Below are 18,738 nucleotides of genomic sequence, written 5' to 3'. Positions count from 1 at the left end.
GCAGCGGTCATGCCGGCAGCGCGCCTTCGCCATTCCAGATTCCTACTTTCTTATTCAGGAAAACAGTTCAGATGAAAATCGCACAGGAACTCCGCGTCGGTAACGTGTTCATGATCGGCGGCGATCCGATGGTCGTGCAGAAGGCCGAGTACAACAAGTCGGGCCGCAACGCAGCCGTGGTCAAGATGAAGTACAAGAACCTGCTGACCGACGCCCCGGGCGAGTCGGTGTTCAAGGCCGATGACAAGTTCGAAGTCGTGGTGCTGGAGCGCCGCGAGTGCACCTACTCGTACTTCGCCGACCCGATGTACGTGTTCATGGACACCGACTACAACCAGTACGAAGTCGAGAAGGACAGCATGGGTGACTCGCTGAACTACCTCGAAGACGGCATGAACGTTGAAGTCGTGTTCTACAACGACAAGGCCATCTCGGTCGAAATGCCGACCACGCTGGTCCGCGAAATCGTCTACACCGAGCCGGCCGTCAAGGGCGATACCTCGTCGGGCAAGGTGCTCAAGGGCGCCAAGATCAACACCGGTTTCGAGCTGCAAGTGCCGCTGTTCTGCAACATCGGCGACAAGATCGAAATCGACACCCGCACCGGCGAATACCGCAGCCGCGCCAACTAAGGCGTGCGCAAGGCCCCGGCTGGCACAGCGGGACCGGCATAGAAAAAGGCAGCCTCGGCTGCCTTTTCTGTTTTTCTACGCGCGCGGATCAGGCGATCAGCTCGTACTCGCGCAGCGTGCGCAGCGCGGCGCGGTATTCGCCTTCGCCCTGCAGCTTGTTCCAGTCCAGCGGCTTGCGGCGCGGGAACAGCTTGCGGACGCGGCGCTGCGAGGCCTTGCCGATACCCACGTCGAGTTCGTTCAGTAGCTGGTCGGCGCGATCGGGGTGGTTGCAGATCAGCACCATGTCGCAGCCTGCCGTCAGCGCGGCGCGCGCGGCCTCGGTCACGCTGCCGGCCACGCTGGCGCCTTCCATGCTGAGGTCGTCGCTGAAGATCACGCCTTCGAAGCCCAGCTGCGCGCGCAGCACGTCCTGCAGCCAGTAGCGCGAGAAGCCGGCCGGATTGGGGTCGACCTTGGGATAGATCACGTGCGCCGGCATCACCGACGACAGGCCCAGGCCCAGCCATTCGTACGGACGCGCGTCCTGTTCGAGGATCTCGTCCAGCGTACGCTCGTCGACCGGAATCGCCACGTGCGAGTCCGCCTCGACATAGCCGTGGCCGGGGAAGTGCTTGCCGCAGTTGCTCATGCCGGCCAGCAGCAGGCCGTGGTTGAGGTGGCCGGACAGCATCGTCACCACGCGCGGGTCAGCATGGAAGGCGCGGTCACCGATCACGGCACTACGGCCGTAGTCCAGGTCCAGCACCGGCGTGAAGCTGAAATCGATGTCGCAGGCGCGCAGCTCTGCCGCCAGCACGTAGCCGCACGCCACCGCGGCGCGCGTCGCGGCCAGTACATCGCGGTCCCACAATTCGCCCAGCCGGTGCATCGCCGGCAGATGGGTAAAGCCATCGGTCTTGCAGCGCTGTACGCGGCCGCCTTCATGGTCGATGCAGATCAGCACGTCGTCGCGCACCGCGCGGATTGCGCGCGTCAGCGCCTGCAGCTGCGCGCGCGATTCGAAGTTGCGAGCGAACAGGATCACGCCGCCGGTCAGCGGATGCGCGATGCGGCGCGCATCGTCGGTATCGAGCTGCTTGCCGACAACGTCGAGGACCACCGGGCCCGGCCGCTTGCCGGAGTTCTTCTTGGACATGGAAGGGGTTGGGTTCACAAGGCTTTGTTTTGAGGAGCCGCCTCGCCGCTGCGCTCGGCAATGGCGAAGGCGACTGCATAGTCATGTTCGTCACTGACACTGACCCGCACGGTGAGGCCGCGTTCCGCGAGCCATGCCGCCAGTTCGCCATGGCATACCGGCGACGGCTCGCCCGAAGGCAGGTTCATCAGCTCCATCGCGCGCCACGTCATCGGCCAGCGCATGCCGAGGCCGATGGCCTTGGAAAAGGCTTCCTTGGCGGCAAAGCGCGTGGACAGGAAGGCGAGCCCGCGCTTCTCGGAACGCGCCTTGCGCGCGTGGTACTTGGCCAGCTCGCTGGGTCCGAGCACCTTTTCCGCGAAGCGGCCGTGGGTGCGTTCCATCACGCCCTGCACGCGGGCGATCTGGATGATGTCGGTACCGACGCCGTAGATCACGCCGGCGCGCCTGCGACGGGATAACGCGTGCCCAGGCGCGCGGCCACCATGATGGCCTTCATCTCGCGCACCGCGTTCTGCCAGCCGACGAACACCGCATGCGCGACGATGGCATGGCCAATGTTCAGTTCCTTGATGCCAGGCAGCGCCGCGATGGGCTGGACATTGGTGTAGTGCAGGCCGTGGCCGGCATTGACCACCAGCCCGTGCTTCAACCCCGCGTCGACACCATCAGCGATGCGGCGGAATTCCACCGCCTGCTCGTCGGGCGTATGCGCATCGGCATAGGCACCGGTATGCAGCTCGATCACCGGCGCGCCGCACGCGGCCGCGGCGGCGATCTGGTCGGGATCCGCATCGATGAACAGCGACACGCGGATGCCGGCGCCGGCCAGCTGCGCGCAGGCCGCCTTGACCTGCTCGAAGCGCCCTGCCACGTCGAGGCCGCCCTCGGTAGTCACTTCCTCGCGGCGCTCGGGCACCAGGCACACGTCCTGCGGGCGGATCTCGCAGGCAATGTCGAGCATCTCCTGCGTAATCGCGCACTCCAGGTTCATGCGCGTGGCCAGCTGCGGGCGCAGCGCGCGCACGTCGGCGTCGCGGATATGGCGGCGGTCTTCGCGCAGGTGCAGCGTGATCAGGTCCGCGCCGGCTTCCTCGGCCTGCAGCGCGGCCTGGATGGGGTCGGGATACACGGTGCCGCGCGCGTTGCGCAGCGTGGCAACGTGGTCGATGTTGACGCCAAGGTCGATGACGCCCGGATTTGCGTGGAAGATCATGCGAGCAGGAGAGATTCGGATTGGAATGGTTCGGTCACAGATACTGCAGATCGATCAGTATCTGGCGCGTTTTCAGCGGTTCGCCTTGCAGATAATAATGCAGCAGGAAGCGCATCAGCGCCCGGCTTTGCGCCGCGGTCTGCGCGCGGCTGTAATCGTCCTGCGCCATGTCGAGCAGCGTCTGGCCCGACACCACCGGCCACGACGACGGGTCGCTCGGCTGGGCGCGGCGCACGCCGCGCTCGGGCTGGTAGACGTAGTCGAGTCCCGGTTGCACGCGCTCGCCGGTGCTCAGGCACTGGTCGAAGGCGACCGCAAAGCCGGTGTCCTGCAGCAACACGCGCTCGAAGCTGCGCAGCACCAGCCCGGCGGGCTCGCCGTGCGCCAGCCGCGTGAGCGTGGCCAGGTAGTGGCGGAACAGCGCGGGATACGCATCTTCGCGCGGGCAGAAGCGCATCAGCAGTTCGTTGAGATAGAACGCGGACAACAGTGCATCGCCGGCCAGCGGCGGCATGCCGCCTACCCATTCGGCCTTGGTCAGCGTCTTGACCTCGCCGCGGCCGCTCCATGAGACCGACACCGGATGGAAATGCTGCAGCACCGCGCGCAGCGCCGAATGCGGGCGCTTGGCGCCCTTGGCCACCATCGAAATGCGGCCATGGTCGCGCGTGAAGACATCGAGGATCAGGCTGGTCTCGCGATACGGCCAGGCATGCAGTACAAAGCCCGGCTGGTCGGCGACGCGCGACTCGGGCCGTGCCGGCACGATACGCATGGCGCGGTCCATCATGGCGCGTGCCGCCGCATCGGCCATGCCGGGCAGTGCCTTGCTGTCGAGCAGTTCGGCCGCCTCGTCCACCACCGGATCGGCGCGGCGGGCGCGGGGCGCCGGCGCGCGTGCGATGTCAGCCGTCTTGCTCAATGTTCGCCCGCCTTTCGCTTGCAGTGCGGTCACTCGTAGCCGTAGGCCCGCAGTCCGGCTTCGTTGTCGGCCCAGCCGCTCTTCACCTTGATCCACATTTCGAGGTAGACCTTGCCGTCGAACAGCTTTTCCATATCGAGGCGCGCCTCGGTGGAGATCTGCTTGAGCTTGCTGCCCTTGTTGCCGATGATCATGGCCTTGTGCGCGTCGCGCTCGACCAGGATGGTGGCAAAGACACGGCGCAGGCGCCCCTCGGTCTCGAACTTGTCGATGACGACGGTGCTGGTGTATGGCAGCTCGTCGCCGGTCCAGCGGAACACCTTTTCGCGGATGATCTCTGAGGCCAGGAAGCGCTCGCTGCGGTCGGTCATCGCATCGGCGTCATACATCGGCTCGCCTTCCGGCAGGTAGGGCCGGATGATATCGAACAGCCGCGCGATATGGTCGCGGGTCTTGGCCGACATCGGCACCACTTCGCGGAACGGGAACAGCTGCCCCATCTTTTCCAGGAAGGGCATCATCACTTCCGAACGGTTCTCGCCGATGCGGTCGAGCTTGTTGGTCACCAGCAGCACCGGCGTGTTCTTCGGCAGCAGCGACAGCACCTTCTCGTCGTCGGCGCCGTAATAGCCGGCCTCGACCACGAACAGGATCAGGTCCACCGACGACAGTGTCGACGTGACCGCGCGGTTCAGCGATCGGTTGAGCGCGCTGGCGTGGCGGGTCTGGAATCCGGGCGTGTCGACGAATACATACTGCGCGTCATCCGTGGTCTGGATGCCGACGATGCGGTGCCGCGTGGTCTGCGCCTTGCGCGAGGTGATGCTGATCTTCTGGCCGACCAGCGCGTTCATCAGCGTGGACTTGCCGACGTTGGGGCGGCCGACGATGGCCACGGTGCCGCAGCGGAACGCTGCGGCCGGGGTATCCGCCGCGTCTTGCTGCGGATGGGTAGATTCGGTCATTCCTTCAACCTGAGAGACAGCTGCGGATCCTGCGGCTGGGGTTGCTTGCGGGTCTTGCCGGTGCGCTCGGCGCGGCTGCGCTTGAGCAGCTGCGGCACCAGCTTCTGGACTTCGTCCAGCGCCAGCTTGGCGGCGGCCTGCTCGGCGGCGCGCCGCGAGGCACCGGTGCCGAACACCCGGACTTCCAGTTTAGGCACCGTGCACTCGACTTCAAACTGCTGGCTGTGCGCGGCTCCGTGAGTGGCGATTACGTTATATTGCGGCAGGGCAATCTTGTGGCCCTGCAGGTATTCCTGCAGCAGGGTCTTGGCGTCCTTGCCCAGCGTGCGCGGATCCACCTGCTCCAGAATCGGGATATAGAGCTTGCGGATCAGCGCGCGCGCGGCCTCGAAGCCGGTATCGAGGAAGACCGCGCCAACGATGGCTTCGAGCGCGTCGGCGAGAATCGACGGACGGCGGAAGCCGCCGCTCTTCAGTTCGCCCTCGCCCAGGCGCAGCGTGTCGGACAGCTGCAGCATCTGGGCGATCTCATAAAGGGCCTGCTGCTTGACCAGGTTGGCGCGCACGCGCGACAGGTCGCCTTCGTCAAGCTTGCCGAACATGCCATAGAGCATGTCCGCCACGGCGCAGTTGAGCACCGAATCGCCCAAAAACTCGAGGCGTTCGTTGTGCTGGGCGCTGTGGCTGCGGTGCGTCAGCGCCTGCTGCAGTAATTCTGGCTTGCTGAATCGGTAGCCGAGTCGTTGCTGCAAGGCGTCGAGGTTCATATCAGTGCTGCGTTCCCGAATAGGTGATCAGAAGACTCAGGGGTCCGTAGACGGGCACTTCGGTCCGGTACGAAAAATCGACCGAGCGGATGTTGCCGTTATCGTCCTCGCGGACCAGCAGGTCTTCGCCCTTGACTGCGGCAATCTGGTCGATGACTGCCTGTTTGTCGAAATACTCGACGACTTCACGTTTGTTGACTGCACGCTGCTTCGCATAGCTGGCGGCGCGCTTCACCGAAAAATACTCCACCAGGCTCGGTATCGAGCGCACGGCCGGCAAGGCCACGCCGATCACGAAGACCACGATCACCAGCAGCGTCCAGACGGAAAATCCGCCCTGCCCGTGGCGCCGTGGCCAGGCCTGCAAGTACTCCCGGCCTTGTTCTTTCCCCTTACCCTTCCCGGTCTGACCCATTGCGCTTGCCCTCTTTTGTGTTGAGTGTTCTTGCGCCGCGCGGCTTGACTTACTTGAACGAGCCCACGCGTCCGAAATTACCCAGGTTCATCCAGATGACAAAGGCCTTGCCGACGATATTCTCATCCGGCACGAATCCCCAGTAACGGGAGTCGAGGCTGTTGTCCCGGTTGTCGCCCATCACGAAATAGTGACCTGCAGGTACCTTGCACGTCACACCCTGCTGATTGTAAGTGCAGTTTTCCCGGTAAGGGAAATCCGGGTCGGCGCCCGCCACGAACGCCGGCCGGTCGGCATCATTAAGGATGCCATGATCGACGCTGCCGGGCAGCTTTTCGCGGAAATGCTTGGAATATGCCAGGCGCTCTTCGTCCAGGAAGTCCGGCAGCACCGTGTATTCGGCCGGCTTGCCGTTGATGGTCAACCGCTTGTTGAAATACTGCACCGTGTCGCCCGGCACGCCGATAACTCGCTTGATGTAATCGAGCGACTGGTCCTTCGGGTAGCGGAACACCATCACGTCGCCGCGCTGGGGCTCGCGCATGTCCATGATCTTCTTGTTCACCACCGGCAGCCGGATGCCGTATTCATACTTGTTGACCAGGATGAAGTCGCCGATCAGCAGCGTCGGGATCATCGAGCCCGACGGGATCTTGAACGGCTCGACCACGAACGAGCGCAGGACGAATACCGCCAGGATCACCGGGAAGAAGCTTGCCGAGTATTCCAGCCACCACGGCTGGCGCAGCTTCTCTTCGGCCAGGCGCTTGCGCGTGGCGTCGGCATCGGTCGCGCCAAAGCCACCTTGCAGCGCCGCCTGGCGGGAATCGAATTCAGCCAGCGCCAGCCGCGCCGAGGCGCGGCGCTGCCGCTCGAACACGAGCTTGTCCGCGACCCACGCAACACCCGTAATCACCACCAGCACAAAAAGGATCAGTGCAAAATTCATGACGGCTTCTGGTTCTTGGAAATCCTGGTACAGCCTGTTCTGTTACCCGCGCGGCGAACCGCCGCGCGTGGCATCTGCTGCCGGGCCTTACTTGTCGTCCACCTGCAGGATGGCCAGGAAGGCCTCTTGCGGGATCTCGACCGTACCGACCTGCTTCATGCGCTTCTTGCCGGCCTTCTGCTTTTCCAGCAGCTTCTTCTTGCGGCTGATATCGCCGCCGTAGCACTTGGCCAGCACGTTCTTGCGCAGTGCCTTGACGTTCTCGCGCGCAATGATATTCGAGCCGATCGCCGCCTGGATCGCCACGTCGTACATCTGGCGCGGGATGATCTCGCGCATCTTGGCGGCAACTTCGCGGCCCCGGTATTGCGAGTTGGAGCGGTGGACGATCACCGACAGCGCATCGACCTTGTCGCTGTTGATCAGGATATCGACCTTGACCACATCCGACGGGCGATATTCCTTGAACTCGTAATCCATCGACGCATAGCCGCGCGACACCGACTTCAGGCGGTCAAAGAAGTCCATCACGATTTCCGCCATCGGGATCTCGTAGGTCAGCTGCACCTGCTTGCCGTGGTAGCTCATGTTGATCTGCGTGCCGCGCTTCTGCGTGCACAGCGTGATCACCGAGCCGACATACTCCTGCGGCATATACAGGTTGACGGTAACGATCGGCTCCAGGATCGCTTCGATTTTGCTCGGATCCGGCATTTTCGCCGGATTTTCCACCGTGATCATGGTGCCGTCGCGCATCTCGACCTGGTACACCACCGTCGGCGCGGTGGTGATCAGGTCCATGTCGAACTCGCGCTCCAGGCGCTCCTGCACGATTTCCATGTGCAGCAGGCCCAGGAAGCCGCAACGGAAGCCGAAGCCCAGCGCCTGCGACACTTCCGGCTCGAACATCAGCGAGGCGTCGTTCAGGCGCAGCTTTTCCAGCGATTCACGCAGCGCTTCGTACTGGTTGGCCTCGACGGGATACAGGCCGGCGAACACCTGCGGCTTGACTTCCTTGAAGCCGGGCAGCGGCGCCTCGGCCTTGCGCTGCACGGTGGTGATGGTGTCGCCCACCTTGGCGGCCTTCAGTTCCTTGATGCCGGCGATGACAAAGCCTACCTGGCCCGCGGTCAGCGAATCGCGCTGGATCGACTTGGGCGTGAACACGCCCACCTGCTCGACCAGGTGCTGCGCGCCGGTGGCCATCAGCAGCACCTTGTCCTTGGTGCGCAGCGTGCCGTTGACCACGCGCACCAGCATCACCACGCCGACGTAGTTGTCGAACCACGAATCGATGATCAGCGCCTGCAGCGGTGCGTCCGCGTCGCCCTTGGGCGGCGGCACCTTGGCGATCAGGGCCTCGATCACGTCCTGCACGCCCTGGCCGGTCTTGGCCGAGCACGGCGTCGCGTCCTGCGCATCGATGCCGATGACGTCCTCGATCTCCTGGATCGCGTTCTCGGGGTCGGCCTGCGGCAGGTCGATCTTGTTCAGCACCGGCACGACTTCCACGCCCAGCTCGATCGCGGTGTAGCAGTTGGCCACGGTCTGCGCCTCAACGCCCTGCGAGGCGTCGACCACCAGCAGCGCGCCTTCGCAGGCGGACAACGAGCGGCTGACTTCATAGCTGAAGTCGACGTGTCCCGGGGTATCGATCAGGTTCAGGTTGTAGACCTCGCCGTCGCGCGCCTTGTAGGTCAGCGCGGCGGTCTGCGCCTTGATGGTGATACCGCGCTCTTTCTCGATATCCATCGAGTCGAGGACCTGCGCTTCCATCTCCCGATCCGACAGCCCTCCACAGAGCTGAATGATCCGGTCGGCCAGGGTGGACTTCCCATGGTCGATATGGGCAATGATCGAGAAATTACGGATATGGTCCATCTAGTGTTCAGGGGAGCGCCGGCAACAGGGCCCGGGCGGCAACAAACGGTTCGTCGCAGTTCGAAAATGGCCCGGCGCCGCGCGCCGGCAGGGCGTGCGCGGGCGTGCCGCAAAGGTCAGGGGTGCAATTTTTGCGCCAATCCGCGATTTTACCGGATTTTCAAAGGCTTCCGGGTCGTGAAATGGCCACGCCATGCGCGTGCCAGGCGCATTCAGCGGCTGGCGCGGGCGCCGCCGTGTGCTGCAAGCCACTCCCGCACCGCGCCGCCATCGAGGAAATAGTGACAAAGCCGCGCGGCACCGCTGTCGAGCGCCTCCGGCGGCCCTGGCATCAATACCGGGACCAGCTCGCCGAAGCGGTCTTCCAGGCCGGCGTCGCTGTCGACATCCACCTCATGGAGCACGAAAGAAAAATCGCGCCGGAGGGATTCCAGCGCGACCTTCATGTCGTCGCACAGATGGCAGTATGCCCGGCCGTAAAGTGTCAGCGCGGGCATGCCGTCGGGGAGCGGATCAACGGCTGACGGTGGCACCCGGGCGCAGCGTCAGCACCTGGGTGGCGTCGCCGCGGCGCACGAACACCGCGGCGATCCGGCTCTTGTCCAGCCCGCGCACCAGCTCGTTGAACTGGCGGGCGTTGGTCACGTCGGTGTCGCCCAGGCGCAGGATAATGTCGCCTGGACGGATGCCGGCGCGCAGCGCAGGGCCGTCGGCCAGCTCTACCTCGACGCCCGACTTGAGCTTGAGCTCCTTCAGGCGCGCGTCGGGCAGGTCGTTGACTACCAGCCCCAGCGCGTTGGGCTTGCTGGCCTGTGCGCTGTCTTCCTTGGGCGCCGCGCTGCGGCTGGCGCGCGCCTTGCCGTCCGGCTCCAGCTCGGCAACGGTAATGGTCACCTCGCGGGTCGCGCCCTTGCGCCACAACTGCAGCGGCACGCGCGCGCCCGGCTTGGTATCGCCGACCATGCGCGGCAGGTCCGAAGCGCGCTCGATATCGCGGCCGTTGAACTTCAGGATGATATCGCCGGCCTCGACTCCGGCCTTCTCGGCGGGGCCGCCCGGTTCGACGCTGCCGACCAGTGCGCCACGCGCACGGCCCAGCCCCAGCGAATCGGCCACTTCCTTGGTGACATCGCCGATCGCCACCGCGATGCGGCCGCGGGTCACGCGGCCGGCGGTCTTGAGCTGCTCGGACACGCGCATCGCCTCGTCGATCGGGATCGCGAAGGAAATGCCCATGTAGCCGCCGCTGCGGCTGTAGATTTGCGAATTGATACCGATCACTTCGCCGCGCAGGTTGATCAGCGGACCGCCCGAGTTGCCGGGGTTGACCGCCACATCTGTCTGGATGAATGGCACGTAGTCGCCGGTATCGCGCCCCTTGGCCGAGACGATGCCGGCGGTCACGCTGTTATCCAGCCCGAACGGCGAGCCGATGGCGAGCACCCACTCGCCGGCGCGGACTTTCTCCGAATCTCCCAGCGGCAGGCGTGGCAGGTTAGTGGCCTCAACCTTCAGCAGCGCCACGTCGGTACGCTTGTCCGACCCGATCAGCTTGGCCTTGAACTCGCGCTTGTCCGGCAGCGTAACGTAGATAGTCTCGGCGTCCGCCACCACATGCGCGTTGGTCATCACATAACCATCGGCGCTGATGATGAAGCCCGAGCCTACGCCCCGGCTCTGTTCTTCCTGCTGCGGCGGCTGCGGCTGGTTGCGGCGCGGCGGCGTGCCTGGGGCCGGCGCGCCCGGCATGGGCACGCCAAAGAAGCGCCGGAAGAACTCGGCCATTTCATCGTCGCCAGGAGCGCCGCCGCGTTGGCGCACGCGCTCCGTGGTGCGGATATTGACGACTGCGGGGCTGGCCTTTTCCACCAGGTCGGTGAAATCAGGCAGGTTGTAGTTGGCGGCGGCGGCCTGGGCGTGGCTGACTTGGGCCACGGTCGGGCCGAGCACCAACATGGCAGCCATGACCACGGCACGCGCCAGGGCTGGAGATCTGAAAGTCATCGACAACTCCCGGGATTCAGCGAAAGAAGAAAAACCGATACGATCCCGTGGCTGGGACCCCTCGCGCAGGTTTCATGGGCCGGCCCCTGGAATGGGGCATTCCGAGGCGCCGGCTGCACCCGCGTCAGGCTCAGTGTACCGCCTTGGGCTGTCGGTACTCTACGGCCGTCGCAAACTGGCGTACGGTGCTCGCCGGCACTTCGCCGACCACGGTGATCCAGTAATCGGCAATGCGGCGCACCACGACCTGGGTCGCGCCGAGCGCGGCCACGCCTTCGCGGCGCACGCGCTGCTCGGAAACCGGCTCGATGAAGACCGACAGGCCGGTCAGTCCGTCACTGTAGACCACCTGCAGAACTTCGAAGACCTGGCCACGACTGTTGCCGGGCGCCGGCGCCCGAAGCTCACCCAGCGGGCGTCGTACCTCGCGGATTTTCTGGAAACCCTTCAGCGGCACGGCGATCGTCCAGCCTTCGTCGGCGATGTTGGTCGCCTGGTAATTCACCTCGTAGTGATTCCAGCTGCTGGCACTCTTGATGGCAGCAAGGATGCGCTGTTTTTCCGACGGCACCCCGATCTGGACTTGCGAGAATGCCACCTGCTCAAGCACCTTGCCGCCGTCGCCAACGGTCTGCGCACGCATCAGCAGGCCGGAATTCTTCTCGGCCCACAGGCGCACCGCATAGCGCGCGGCATCGTGAGGCTCCAGCGCGAACACCTCGCAATCCATGCCGGCCACCCGCTCCGCGGGCATCCTGCGCATGTCGTAGAGCTCGAGCACATCATTCTTGTTGGTGGCAAGCAGCGCCGGGAAGCGGTCCTTGGCTTCCTGCTTCTCCACCACCACCAGCTTGGCTTCCGGGATCAGGCTGTGCACCACGTCATTCTGGCGCAGCACCTCGCGCGGCTTGCCGTCCAGCGTTTCCAGGCGCTCGTACTCGTTGTTGACCAGATCGCTGTAATGCTGGATGCGCGACGCATGCATGACGCTGCCGCGCTGGTAAATCAGCGTGCCGACATAGTTTTCGCGTTGCGCGGCTTTGTGGATCTTGTTGAGCCAGGCCGTGGCGTCGCGTCGGTTCAGCGTACTGTCCGAGGGCTGCGCGGTTGCCGCTGCAGCAGTCAGACACAAGGCCAGAAAAAGGGACCTACGCAGGGCCCCAATTCTCCGTGCGCCCGCTACATAGGCGGACGACCGTCCTTTAGGCATGTCCGGCATTATTCCTGCGTATTTTCCTGAGAGAAGCTGGCGCCGTTGGCAACCGTGCGCATGGTTGGCGCGAACGCATCCGTTGCCACCGAGGTGCGATGGGCACGCAGATATTCGTCCAGGCGCGGGTCGCGGATCATCTGGGTTTCGGCCACGGTGACAATGCCGGCAGCCGGCGCGGCTGCGGACGGTTCCGCGCGCGCCACCACGGCTTCGGGCGCGGCCAGGCCAGCGGGTCCGCGCATCTGCGGCACGACCACCCAGCTGACCGCCGCCACTGCGGCAGCGATCGCGGTACCAGGCAAGGCGCGGCGCACCCACGATGGCCTGACCAGCAGGCGGTGGCGTGCACTGGCTTGCGCCACGGCCGGCACCAGCACGTGCGGCTCGGCCTCCAGGCGGGCGGAGAAGCGAGTTAGGAAATCGGCGGTGGAGCCTGCGTGCGTCAGGTCTTCCGAGCGCAGCGCATCGCCGATCAACTGGTATGTGCTCCAGTCGGCCATGCCGTCGTCGCTTTTTGCGAGATCGAGCACGGCATTGACTTCATGCGGCGCCAGTTCGCCATCCATCAGAACGGAGATCTGCTCCGCTGCTTCCACTACATGAACCGACTGCTTATGAGCCTGACCCATTTCCCACCCCAAGAACTTCCATTGAACACCGATAATCCCGTCTACTGCTGTCGCTTATCGATGCAGGAATAGGCTGCAACGCTGGCCGCACGACATCGTTCTTTGCTACCGAACTACTACCACCGGAACCACTACCACCGCTTGCCCTCTGCCGTTCCCAGCAGCGGACGCAATCTTTCGGCAATCGCCTCGCGCGCGCGGAAGATCCGCGAGCGCACCGTGCCGATCGGACATCCCATCGCCTCCGCGATTTCCTCATAGCTGAGGCCCTCGATCTCGCGCAGCGTGATGGCGGTTCGCAATTCCTCCGGCAGTGCTTCCATCGCGCGGTTCACCGTCTCGGCAACCTGGCGCGTGTGGAGCATCGACTCCGGCGTATTGATATCCCTTAGTTGCTCACCGTCCGCAAAAGTTTCAGCCTCTTCCGCATCGATGTCGCTCGACGCTTCCGGGCGGCGGCCCTGGGTAGCAAGGTAGTTCTTGGCCGTGTTGACGGCGATCCGGTACAGCCACGTGTAGAAGGCCGACTCCCCGCGAAACTGGGGCAAGGCGCGATATGCCTTGATAAAGGCATCCTGCGCCACATCCTCGACTTCGGCGGGGTCCCTGACCAGGCGCGAAATCAGGCGAATGATCTTCCGATGGTATTTGGTCACCAGAAGTTCAAAGGCCCGCTTGTCGCCCTGCTGGACGCGTTCAACTAGGAGCTGATCGGCTTCGCGTTCGCTCACGTATGGCTCACCTGCAGTGTATCTCTTGGTTTGGTCGTCACGACAAACGTTGTATTTTACCTACGATTCTTCGCTCGCCCCGTCGAGCAACGCGCACGTGTGACCGTGAATTAACAAATTCGTTCCCTTGCGGTCGTTTCCGGTTGCACCTGCAGTGCAACTCTGGCAGCGCACCGCAACCGCCGCGAGAGATCCGGCGACACGGCTTGCCAGGGAAGGAAGACTACGCCCGGCAGACCGGGCGCACGGGAGCCAAGGCGCAAGACAGCGACGCTGCCCGCCTGCCAGAAGCCGCTCACCACGACCTCGTGGCGGCTGGCACCGGGTACTTCAATACGGACCCGCAGCGGCCCTTTGCCGTCGGGGGCCGGCAGCAGCGCCGTGCAGTGCCAGCACAGCGCACGCATCCATTGGCGCCATTTGCGGGCAATCGCCACGCAGGCGACAACGGGCAGCAGCGCCAGCGCGCCGTGCCACCACAGCATGCCGGCAGGGTTCGTGGCAACGGTGTCGGCCAACGCGGACGCGAGCAGTCCCATCGCAACCGCTTCACCGGCGCAGAACACCAACAGGGCCCACCGCAACGGGTGGGCCCTGTCCTGGCGCAGCCCGTGCAGGGCCCGCCTCAACCACGGATCAGACGCGGCGGAAGACAAGCGTGCCGTTGGTACCGCCGAAACCGAAGTTGTTCTTTACCGCAACGTCGATCTTCATCTCGCGCGCCGTGTTGGCCACGTAGTCCAGGTCGCACTCCGGATCCTGGTTGTCGATGTTGATCGTCGGCGGCGACACCTGGTTGTGCACAGCCAGTACGGTGAAGACCGACTCCACGCCGCCGGCGCCGCCCAGCAGGTGGCCAGTCATCGACTTGGTCGAGTTCACCACCATCTTGTAGGCCTGGTCGCCGAACGCTGCCTTGATGGCATCGGATTCGTTCTTGTCTCCGAGCGGCGTCGAGGTGCCATGCGCGTTCAGGTAATGGACCTGGTCCGCATTGATGCCTGCGTCCTTCAGCGCGTTGACCATGCAGCGGCGCGGGCCGTCCATGTTCGGCGCGGTCATGTGGAACGCATCGCCGCTCATGCCAAAGCCGATCAGCTCGGCATAGATGCGCGCGCCGCGCGCCTTGGCCGACTCGTACTCTTCCAGCATCATCACGCCGGCGCCCTCGCCCAGCACGAAGCCGTCGCGGTCCTTGTCCCACGGGCGCGAGGCCGCAGCCGGGTCGTCGTTGCGGGTCGACAGCGCGCGGGCCGCGGCAAAGCCGCCGATACCCAGCGGCGACACCGTCGACTCGGCCCCGCCTGCCAACATGGCATCGGCGTCGCCGGCCTGGATCAGGCGAGCGGCCAGGCCGATGCTGTGCAGGCCGGTCGTGCACGCGGTCACGGCAGCGAGGTTCGGGCCCTTGATGCCGTGGATGATCGACAGGTGGCCGGCGATCATGTTGATGATCGAACCCGGCACGAAGAACGGCGAAATACGGCGCGGACCGCGCTCGGTCAGCACCGCTTTGGTCTCTTCGATCATCGGCAGGCCGCCGATGCCCGAGCCGACCAGTACGCCGATACGCTCGGCATTGGCTTCGGTCACTTCCAGGCCGCTGTCCCTCAGGGCCTGCGTACCCGCGGCGATACCGTAATGGATAAACGTATCCATATTGCGGGCTTCCTTGGCCGGGATGTAGTCCTCGGCATTGAAGCCCTTCACTTCACCGGCGAAGTGCACGGAAAGCGCGGAGTGATCGAATTTGGTGATGGTGGCGATGCCGGACTTGCCGGCTACCAGGTTGGCCCAGCCTTCGGCAACCGTGTTTCCGACCGGAGACACAAGGCCAAGCCCAGTGACGACGACGCGACGACGGCTCACTATGTTTTCCTACGGGTGCGTGAAGAGGCGACGGAACGACGGATCAGCCTGCCGCCGCGCCACGGGCGCGGCGTACAGGCGCATTCCATTCTGCGTCTTCGAACAGACGAAAGCCACAGAAAACAGCAAGGCAAGGCCGCGACGGCCCGCCCACCTGCCTTCTGTGGCTCGGAATTCAGATACGACGGGCTTAGGCCTTGACGTGCGCGGTGGCGTAGTCGATAGCCTGTTGCACGGTCGTGATCTTTTCGGCTTCCTCATCGGGAATTTCCATGCCGAATTCATCTTCCAACGCCATCACGAGTTCAACCGTGTCCAGCGAGTCCGCACCGAGGTCGTTCACGAACGAGGATTCGTTCTTGATGTCTGCCTCGGCCACGCCAAGCTGTTCTGCCACGATTTTCTTGACGCGTTGTTCGATATTGTCCATGTAACCCTCCAGGGAAGTTCGACAAAAAGTGGGCGCATTTTAGCAGGTTTGGGACGACAGAAATGCCGCCCGCCAAGCTTTGCAAGAATCGCGCCCGTTTGGTTCGGAAAACTACGACTTCACTACGGCTTCACGCGGCTTCTTCCGGCTTCTTGCCGGAAATCGCCACCCCAAAACCGATTAATTCATGTACATCCCGCCGTTTACATGCAGCGTGGTGCCGGTGATATAGGCAGCTTGCGGACCGGCCAGGAAGGCCACCGCATTGGCGATATCCTCGGGCTGGCCCAGTCGGCCCAGCGGGATCTGCTGCTTGAGCGAAGCATGCTGCTCTTCGGACAGCGCCTTGGTCATGTCGGTGTCAATGAAACCCGGCGCGACGCAGTTGACGGTCACGTTGCGGCTGCCGATCTCGGCGGCGAGCGAGCGGGTCATCCCGGCCACGCCGGCCTTGGCGGCCGAGTAGTTCATCTGGCCGGGGTTGCCGACCGAGCCGACCACCGAAGTGATATTGATGATACGGCCCTGGCGGGCCTTCATCATCGGGCGCAGCACCGCGCGCGACAGGCGGAAGACCGAGGTCAGGTTGGTCTGGATGACCGCGACCCAGTCCTCGTCCTTCATGCGCATCGCCAGCTGGTCCTGGGTGATGCCGGCGTTGTTGACCAGCACGCCGATGCCGCCATGGGTCTTCACGATCTCGTCGATCAGGGCATCGCAAGCGGCCGCATCATTGACGTTCAGCACCGCGCCCTTGCCGTTGAGGCCTTCGGCACCGAGGTATTCCGTGATGCCGGCAGCACCGGACTCGCTGGTGGCGGTGCCGATCACCGTGGCGCCCTGGCGGGCAAGTTCCAGCGCGATGGCACGGCCGATGCCGCGCGAGGCGCCGGTGACCAGCGCAACCTGCTTGTCGAGAAGTTTGGTCATGCAGAGTGTCCTTTCGTGCTCTTTTATCCTGGCTTATTTCAGCAGCGCCAGTGTGTCCTGCAGCGAGGCCGGGTCGAAGATTGCCCCGCCGGTCAGGTTGCCGTCGATGCGCTTGGTCATGCCGGCAAGCACCTTGCCCGGGCCGCATTCGATCACATGCGTGACGCCTTCGGCAGCCATCTTCTGCACGCATTCGACCCAGCGCACCGGCGCCGCGGCCTGGCGCACCAGGGCGTCCTTGATCGCTTCCGGATCATTGACGATCGCAACGTCAACGTTGTTCACCAGCGGGATCGATGGCGCGGCGAACGCCAGCCCGGCCATCCGCTCGCGCAGGCGGTCCGAGGCGGGCTTGAGCAGCGATGAGTGGAACGGAGCCGACACCGGCAACGGCAGCGCACGCTTGGCCCCCTTGGCCTTGGCGATCTCGCATGCCTTCTCGACCGCGCCCTTGTGGCCGGCGATCACGACCTGCGACGGGGCGTTGAAGTTGACGGCTTCGACCACGCCGGAGGCAGCCGCCTCGGCGCATGCGGCACGGACGTCGTCATCGGACAGGCCCAGGATTGCAGCCATGCCGCCCTCACCCACCGGCACGGCTTCCTGCATGGCCTGCGCGCGGAAACGCACCAGCGGCACCGCATCGGCAAACGGGATCACGCCTGCAGCCACCAGGGCCGAGTACTCGCCCAGGCTGTGTCCCGCCACCAGTGCCGGAGCCGGGCCGCCGGCGTCCAGCCACGCGCGGTAGACCGCCACTGCGGCGGTCAGCATTACCGGCTGGGTATTGGTGGTCAGGTTCAGTTCTTCGGCGGGGCCTTCGGCGATCAGGCGACCGATATCCTGGCCAAGCGCGGTGGAGGCTTCTTCCACGGTGGCGCGCACGACGGCGTTATCCGCGAAGGCATTGAGCATGCCGACCGACTGCGAACCCTGGCCGGGAAATACGAAAGCGAATTTCATCGGATTGAAACCCTTTATGAAACGGGAAGCCGGCGCGGCGGCACGCGGCGTTGGCGCGCACCGGGCACCGGCTGCGAATTACATGCGCAGCAGCACCGCGCCCCAGGTGAAGCCGCCGCCGACGCCTTCCATCAGCACGGTCTGGCCCGGGCGGATGCGGCCGTCGCGCACGGCGACGTCGAGCGCCAGCGGGATCGACGCGGCCGAGGTATTGCCGTGCTCGTGCACGGTGGCGACCATGCGTTCGGTGGACAGGCCAAGCTTTCTGGCCGTGCCCTGCATGATGCGGATATTGGCCTGGTGCGGGATCAGCCAGTCGATTTGCTCTGGCTGCACGGCCGCCTGTTCCATGGCTTCGCGCGCGACCTTGTCGAGAACGTTCACGGCAAGCTTGAACACAGCCTGGCCATCCATCTGCAGGAAGGCATTGCCGGTGATATTGCCGCCCGAGACATTGCCCGGCACGCACAGGATGTCGACGTGGCTGCCGTCCGAGTGCATGGCGCTCGACAGGATGCCAGGCTCTTCCGAAGCGGTCAGAACCACTGCGCCGGCACCGTCGCCGAACAGCACGCAGGTGGTACGGTCGTTGAAATCCAGGATGCGCGAGAACACTTCGGTGCCGATCACCAGCACGTTGCGGTGTGAGCCACTGCGGATGAACTTGTCGGCCGTGGCCAGCGCAAAGACAAAGCCCGAGCACACCGCCTGCAGGTCGAATGCCGCGCAGTGGTTAGTGATGCCCAGCTTCTCCTGCACCATGCAGGCGGTGCTGGGGAAGACGAAGTCCGGTGTCGAGGTAGCAACGATGATCATATCGATGCTCTGCCGGTCGATGCCGGCGGCCTCGATGGCCTGCTCGGCGGCCTTGACCGCCAGGTCGCTGCTGGTCACGTCGGGCTCGGCCCAGTGGCGCGCCGAGATGCCGCTACGCGAGACGATCCACTCGTCGCTGGTTTCGATGCCCTTTTCGGCAAGCTGCGCCGCCAGATCATGGTTGGTCACGCGCCGCGGGGGCAGGTAGCTCCCGGTACCGATGATTTTTGCGTACTTGGTCATGTAGTGTCGGATCGTATGGACCGCA

At 64.5% G+C, this 18,738-nt stretch carries 21 protein-coding genes; 1 reads left to right on the top strand and 20 read right to left on the bottom strand.

Annotation, left to right across the window (positions count from 1 at the left end):
- Positions 1–71: 71 nt before the first annotated feature.
- Positions 72–632, top strand: a complete 561-nt coding sequence (efp, locus tag K309_RS0110195; protein ID WP_029046321.1) for an elongation factor P — start codon at positions 72–74, stop codon at positions 630–632.
- An 88-nt stretch (positions 633–720) separates the two neighbouring features.
- On the opposite strand, the gene nagZ is transcribed toward efp, so the two are convergent.
- From nagZ to K309_RS0110090, 20 genes are all read right to left on the bottom strand, one after another.
- Positions 721–1,770, bottom strand: coding sequence for a beta-N-acetylhexosaminidase (nagZ, locus tag K309_RS0110190; RefSeq protein WP_029046320.1), 1,050 nt, complete (start codon positions 1,768–1,770; stop codon positions 721–723).
- A 14-nt stretch (positions 1,771–1,784) separates the two neighbouring features.
- Positions 1,785–2,207, bottom strand: coding sequence for a holo-ACP synthase (gene acpS, locus K309_RS0110185; RefSeq protein ID WP_029046319.1), 423 nt, complete (start codon positions 2,205–2,207; stop codon positions 1,785–1,787).
- Positions 2,204–2,986, bottom strand: a complete 783-nt coding sequence (pdxJ, locus tag K309_RS0110180; protein ID WP_029046318.1) for a pyridoxine 5'-phosphate synthase — start codon at positions 2,984–2,986, stop codon at positions 2,204–2,206. Before pdxJ ends, acpS begins: the two co-directional genes overlap by 4 nt.
- 34 nt (positions 2,987–3,020) lie before the next feature.
- Complete coding sequence (gene recO / locus K309_RS0110175) at positions 3,021–3,908, bottom strand: DNA repair protein RecO (protein ID WP_051320404.1); 888 nt, start codon at positions 3,906–3,908, stop codon at positions 3,021–3,023.
- A 29-nt stretch (positions 3,909–3,937) separates the two neighbouring features.
- Positions 3,938–4,873 (bottom strand): GTPase Era, encoded by a 936-nt coding sequence (gene era, locus K309_RS0110170; protein WP_029046316.1) that lies wholly within the window; start codon positions 4,871–4,873, stop codon positions 3,938–3,940.
- Positions 4,870–5,640 carry a ribonuclease III gene (rnc, locus tag K309_RS0110165; RefSeq protein WP_029046315.1) on the bottom strand — a complete coding sequence of 257 codons (771 nt, stop codon included), beginning with the start codon at positions 5,638–5,640 and terminating at the stop codon, positions 4,870–4,872. The genes era and rnc overlap by 4 nt, the downstream gene beginning before the upstream one ends.
- Position 5,641: 1 nt before the next feature.
- Positions 5,642–6,055, bottom strand: a complete 414-nt coding sequence (locus K309_RS0110160) for a DUF4845 domain-containing protein (protein ID WP_029046314.1) — start codon at positions 6,053–6,055, stop codon at positions 5,642–5,644.
- 49 nt (positions 6,056–6,104) lie between these two features.
- Entirely contained in the window at positions 6,105–7,004 is a 900-nt protein-coding gene (lepB, locus tag K309_RS0110155) for a signal peptidase I (protein ID WP_029046313.1), read from the bottom strand.
- Positions 7,005–7,091: 87 nt separating this feature from the next.
- Positions 7,092–8,885, bottom strand: coding sequence for a translation elongation factor 4 (lepA, locus tag K309_RS0110150; protein WP_029046312.1), 1,794 nt, complete (start codon positions 8,883–8,885; stop codon positions 7,092–7,094).
- A gap of 212 nt (positions 8,886–9,097) precedes the next feature.
- Positions 9,098–9,382, bottom strand: coding sequence for a glutaredoxin family protein (locus tag K309_RS0110145; protein ID WP_029046311.1), 285 nt, complete (start codon positions 9,380–9,382; stop codon positions 9,098–9,100).
- Positions 9,383–9,398: 16 nt separating this feature from the next.
- Positions 9,399–10,889 carry a DegQ family serine endoprotease gene (locus K309_RS0110140; protein WP_029046310.1) on the bottom strand — a complete coding sequence of 497 codons (1,491 nt, stop codon included), beginning with the start codon at positions 10,887–10,889 and terminating at the stop codon, positions 9,399–9,401.
- 130 nt (positions 10,890–11,019) lie between these two features.
- Entirely contained in the window at positions 11,020–12,099 is a 1,080-nt protein-coding gene (locus K309_RS0110135) for a MucB/RseB C-terminal domain-containing protein (RefSeq protein ID WP_029046309.1), read from the bottom strand.
- 8 nt (positions 12,100–12,107) lie between these two features.
- The gene (locus tag K309_RS0110130) at positions 12,108–12,731 is read right to left on the bottom strand and encodes a sigma-E factor negative regulatory protein (protein ID WP_029046308.1); all 624 of its coding nucleotides are present in this window, start codon (positions 12,729–12,731) and stop codon (positions 12,108–12,110) included.
- Positions 12,732–12,862: 131 nt separating this feature from the next.
- Positions 12,863–13,462 carry an RNA polymerase sigma factor RpoE gene (rpoE, locus tag K309_RS36325; protein ID WP_012353313.1) on the bottom strand — a complete coding sequence of 200 codons (600 nt, stop codon included), beginning with the start codon at positions 13,460–13,462 and terminating at the stop codon, positions 12,863–12,865.
- A 110-nt stretch (positions 13,463–13,572) separates the two neighbouring features.
- Positions 13,573–14,001: a hypothetical protein gene (locus K309_RS0110115; protein WP_232232351.1), complete on the bottom strand. Its 429-nt coding sequence runs from the start codon at positions 13,999–14,001 to the stop codon at positions 13,573–13,575.
- A 97-nt stretch (positions 14,002–14,098) separates the two neighbouring features.
- Positions 14,099–15,331: a beta-ketoacyl-ACP synthase II gene (gene fabF / locus K309_RS0110110; RefSeq protein ID WP_029046305.1), complete on the bottom strand. Its 1,233-nt coding sequence runs from the start codon at positions 15,329–15,331 to the stop codon at positions 14,099–14,101.
- A gap of 190 nt (positions 15,332–15,521) precedes the next feature.
- Positions 15,522–15,761: an acyl carrier protein gene (gene acpP, locus K309_RS0110105; protein WP_008644813.1), complete on the bottom strand. Its 240-nt coding sequence runs from the start codon at positions 15,759–15,761 to the stop codon at positions 15,522–15,524.
- Positions 15,762–15,941: 180 nt separating this feature from the next.
- Positions 15,942–16,691, bottom strand: coding sequence for a 3-oxoacyl-ACP reductase FabG (gene fabG, locus K309_RS0110100; RefSeq protein ID WP_029046304.1), 750 nt, complete (start codon positions 16,689–16,691; stop codon positions 15,942–15,944).
- Positions 16,692–16,724: 33 nt separating this feature from the next.
- Positions 16,725–17,654 carry an ACP S-malonyltransferase gene (gene fabD / locus K309_RS0110095; RefSeq protein ID WP_029046303.1) on the bottom strand — a complete coding sequence of 310 codons (930 nt, stop codon included), beginning with the start codon at positions 17,652–17,654 and terminating at the stop codon, positions 16,725–16,727.
- Between the two features lie 78 nt (positions 17,655–17,732).
- Positions 17,733–18,713, bottom strand: a complete 981-nt coding sequence (locus tag K309_RS0110090; protein ID WP_029046302.1) for a beta-ketoacyl-ACP synthase III — start codon at positions 18,711–18,713, stop codon at positions 17,733–17,735.
- Positions 18,714–18,738: the final 25 nt, after the last annotated feature.

Origin of the sequence: Cupriavidus phytohabitans (genome assembly GCF_000426345.1) — a bacterium.
GTDB lineage: Bacteria > Pseudomonadota > Gammaproteobacteria > Burkholderiales > Burkholderiaceae > Cupriavidus.
Note: the sequence above shows the minus strand (reverse complement) of the source record. Positions and strands in the feature narration are given on the sequence as shown.

What these genes read in the sequence shown, in the direction of transcription:
- efp (WP_029046321.1), top strand. Translation starts at nt 72, where the DNA reads ATGAAAATCGCACAGGAACTCCGCGTCGGTAACGTGTTCATGATCGGC.
- nagZ (WP_029046320.1), bottom strand. Translation starts at nt 1,770, where the DNA reads ATGTCCAAGAAGAACTCCGGCAAGCGGCCGGGCCCGGTGGTCCTCGAC.
- pdxJ (WP_029046318.1), bottom strand. Translation starts at nt 2,986, where the DNA reads ATGATCTTCCACGCAAATCCGGGCGTCATCGACCTTGGCGTCAACATC.
- era (WP_029046316.1), bottom strand. Translation starts at nt 4,873, where the DNA reads ATGACCGAATCTACCCATCCGCAGCAAGACGCGGCGGATACCCCGGCC.
- rnc (WP_029046315.1), bottom strand. Translation starts at nt 5,640, where the DNA reads ATGAACCTCGACGCCTTGCAGCAACGACTCGGCTACCGATTCAGCAAG.
- K309_RS0110160 (WP_029046314.1), bottom strand. Translation starts at nt 6,055, where the DNA reads ATGGGTCAGACCGGGAAGGGTAAGGGGAAAGAACAAGGCCGGGAGTAC.
- lepB (WP_029046313.1), bottom strand. Translation starts at nt 7,004, where the DNA reads ATGAATTTTGCACTGATCCTTTTTGTGCTGGTGGTGATTACGGGTGTT.
- lepA (WP_029046312.1), bottom strand. Translation starts at nt 8,885, where the DNA reads ATGGACCATATCCGTAATTTCTCGATCATTGCCCATATCGACCATGGG.
- K309_RS0110145 (WP_029046311.1), bottom strand. Translation starts at nt 9,382, where the DNA reads ATGCCCGCGCTGACACTTTACGGCCGGGCATACTGCCATCTGTGCGAC.
- K309_RS0110140 (WP_029046310.1), bottom strand. Translation starts at nt 10,889, where the DNA reads ATGACTTTCAGATCTCCAGCCCTGGCGCGTGCCGTGGTCATGGCTGCC.
- K309_RS0110135 (WP_029046309.1), bottom strand. Translation starts at nt 12,099, where the DNA reads ATGCCTAAAGGACGGTCGTCCGCCTATGTAGCGGGCGCACGGAGAATT.
- K309_RS0110130 (WP_029046308.1), bottom strand. Translation starts at nt 12,731, where the DNA reads ATGGGTCAGGCTCATAAGCAGTCGGTTCATGTAGTGGAAGCAGCGGAG.
- K309_RS0110115 (WP_232232351.1), bottom strand. Translation starts at nt 14,001, where the DNA reads ATGGGACTGCTCGCGTCCGCGTTGGCCGACACCGTTGCCACGAACCCT.
- acpP (WP_008644813.1), bottom strand. Translation starts at nt 15,761, where the DNA reads ATGGACAATATCGAACAACGCGTCAAGAAAATCGTGGCAGAACAGCTT.
- fabG (WP_029046304.1), bottom strand. Translation starts at nt 16,691, where the DNA reads ATGACCAAACTTCTCGACAAGCAGGTTGCGCTGGTCACCGGCGCCTCG.
- fabD (WP_029046303.1), bottom strand. Translation starts at nt 17,654, where the DNA reads ATGAAATTCGCTTTCGTATTTCCCGGCCAGGGTTCGCAGTCGGTCGGC.
- K309_RS0110090 (WP_029046302.1), bottom strand. Translation starts at nt 18,713, where the DNA reads ATGACCAAGTACGCAAAAATCATCGGTACCGGGAGCTACCTGCCCCCG.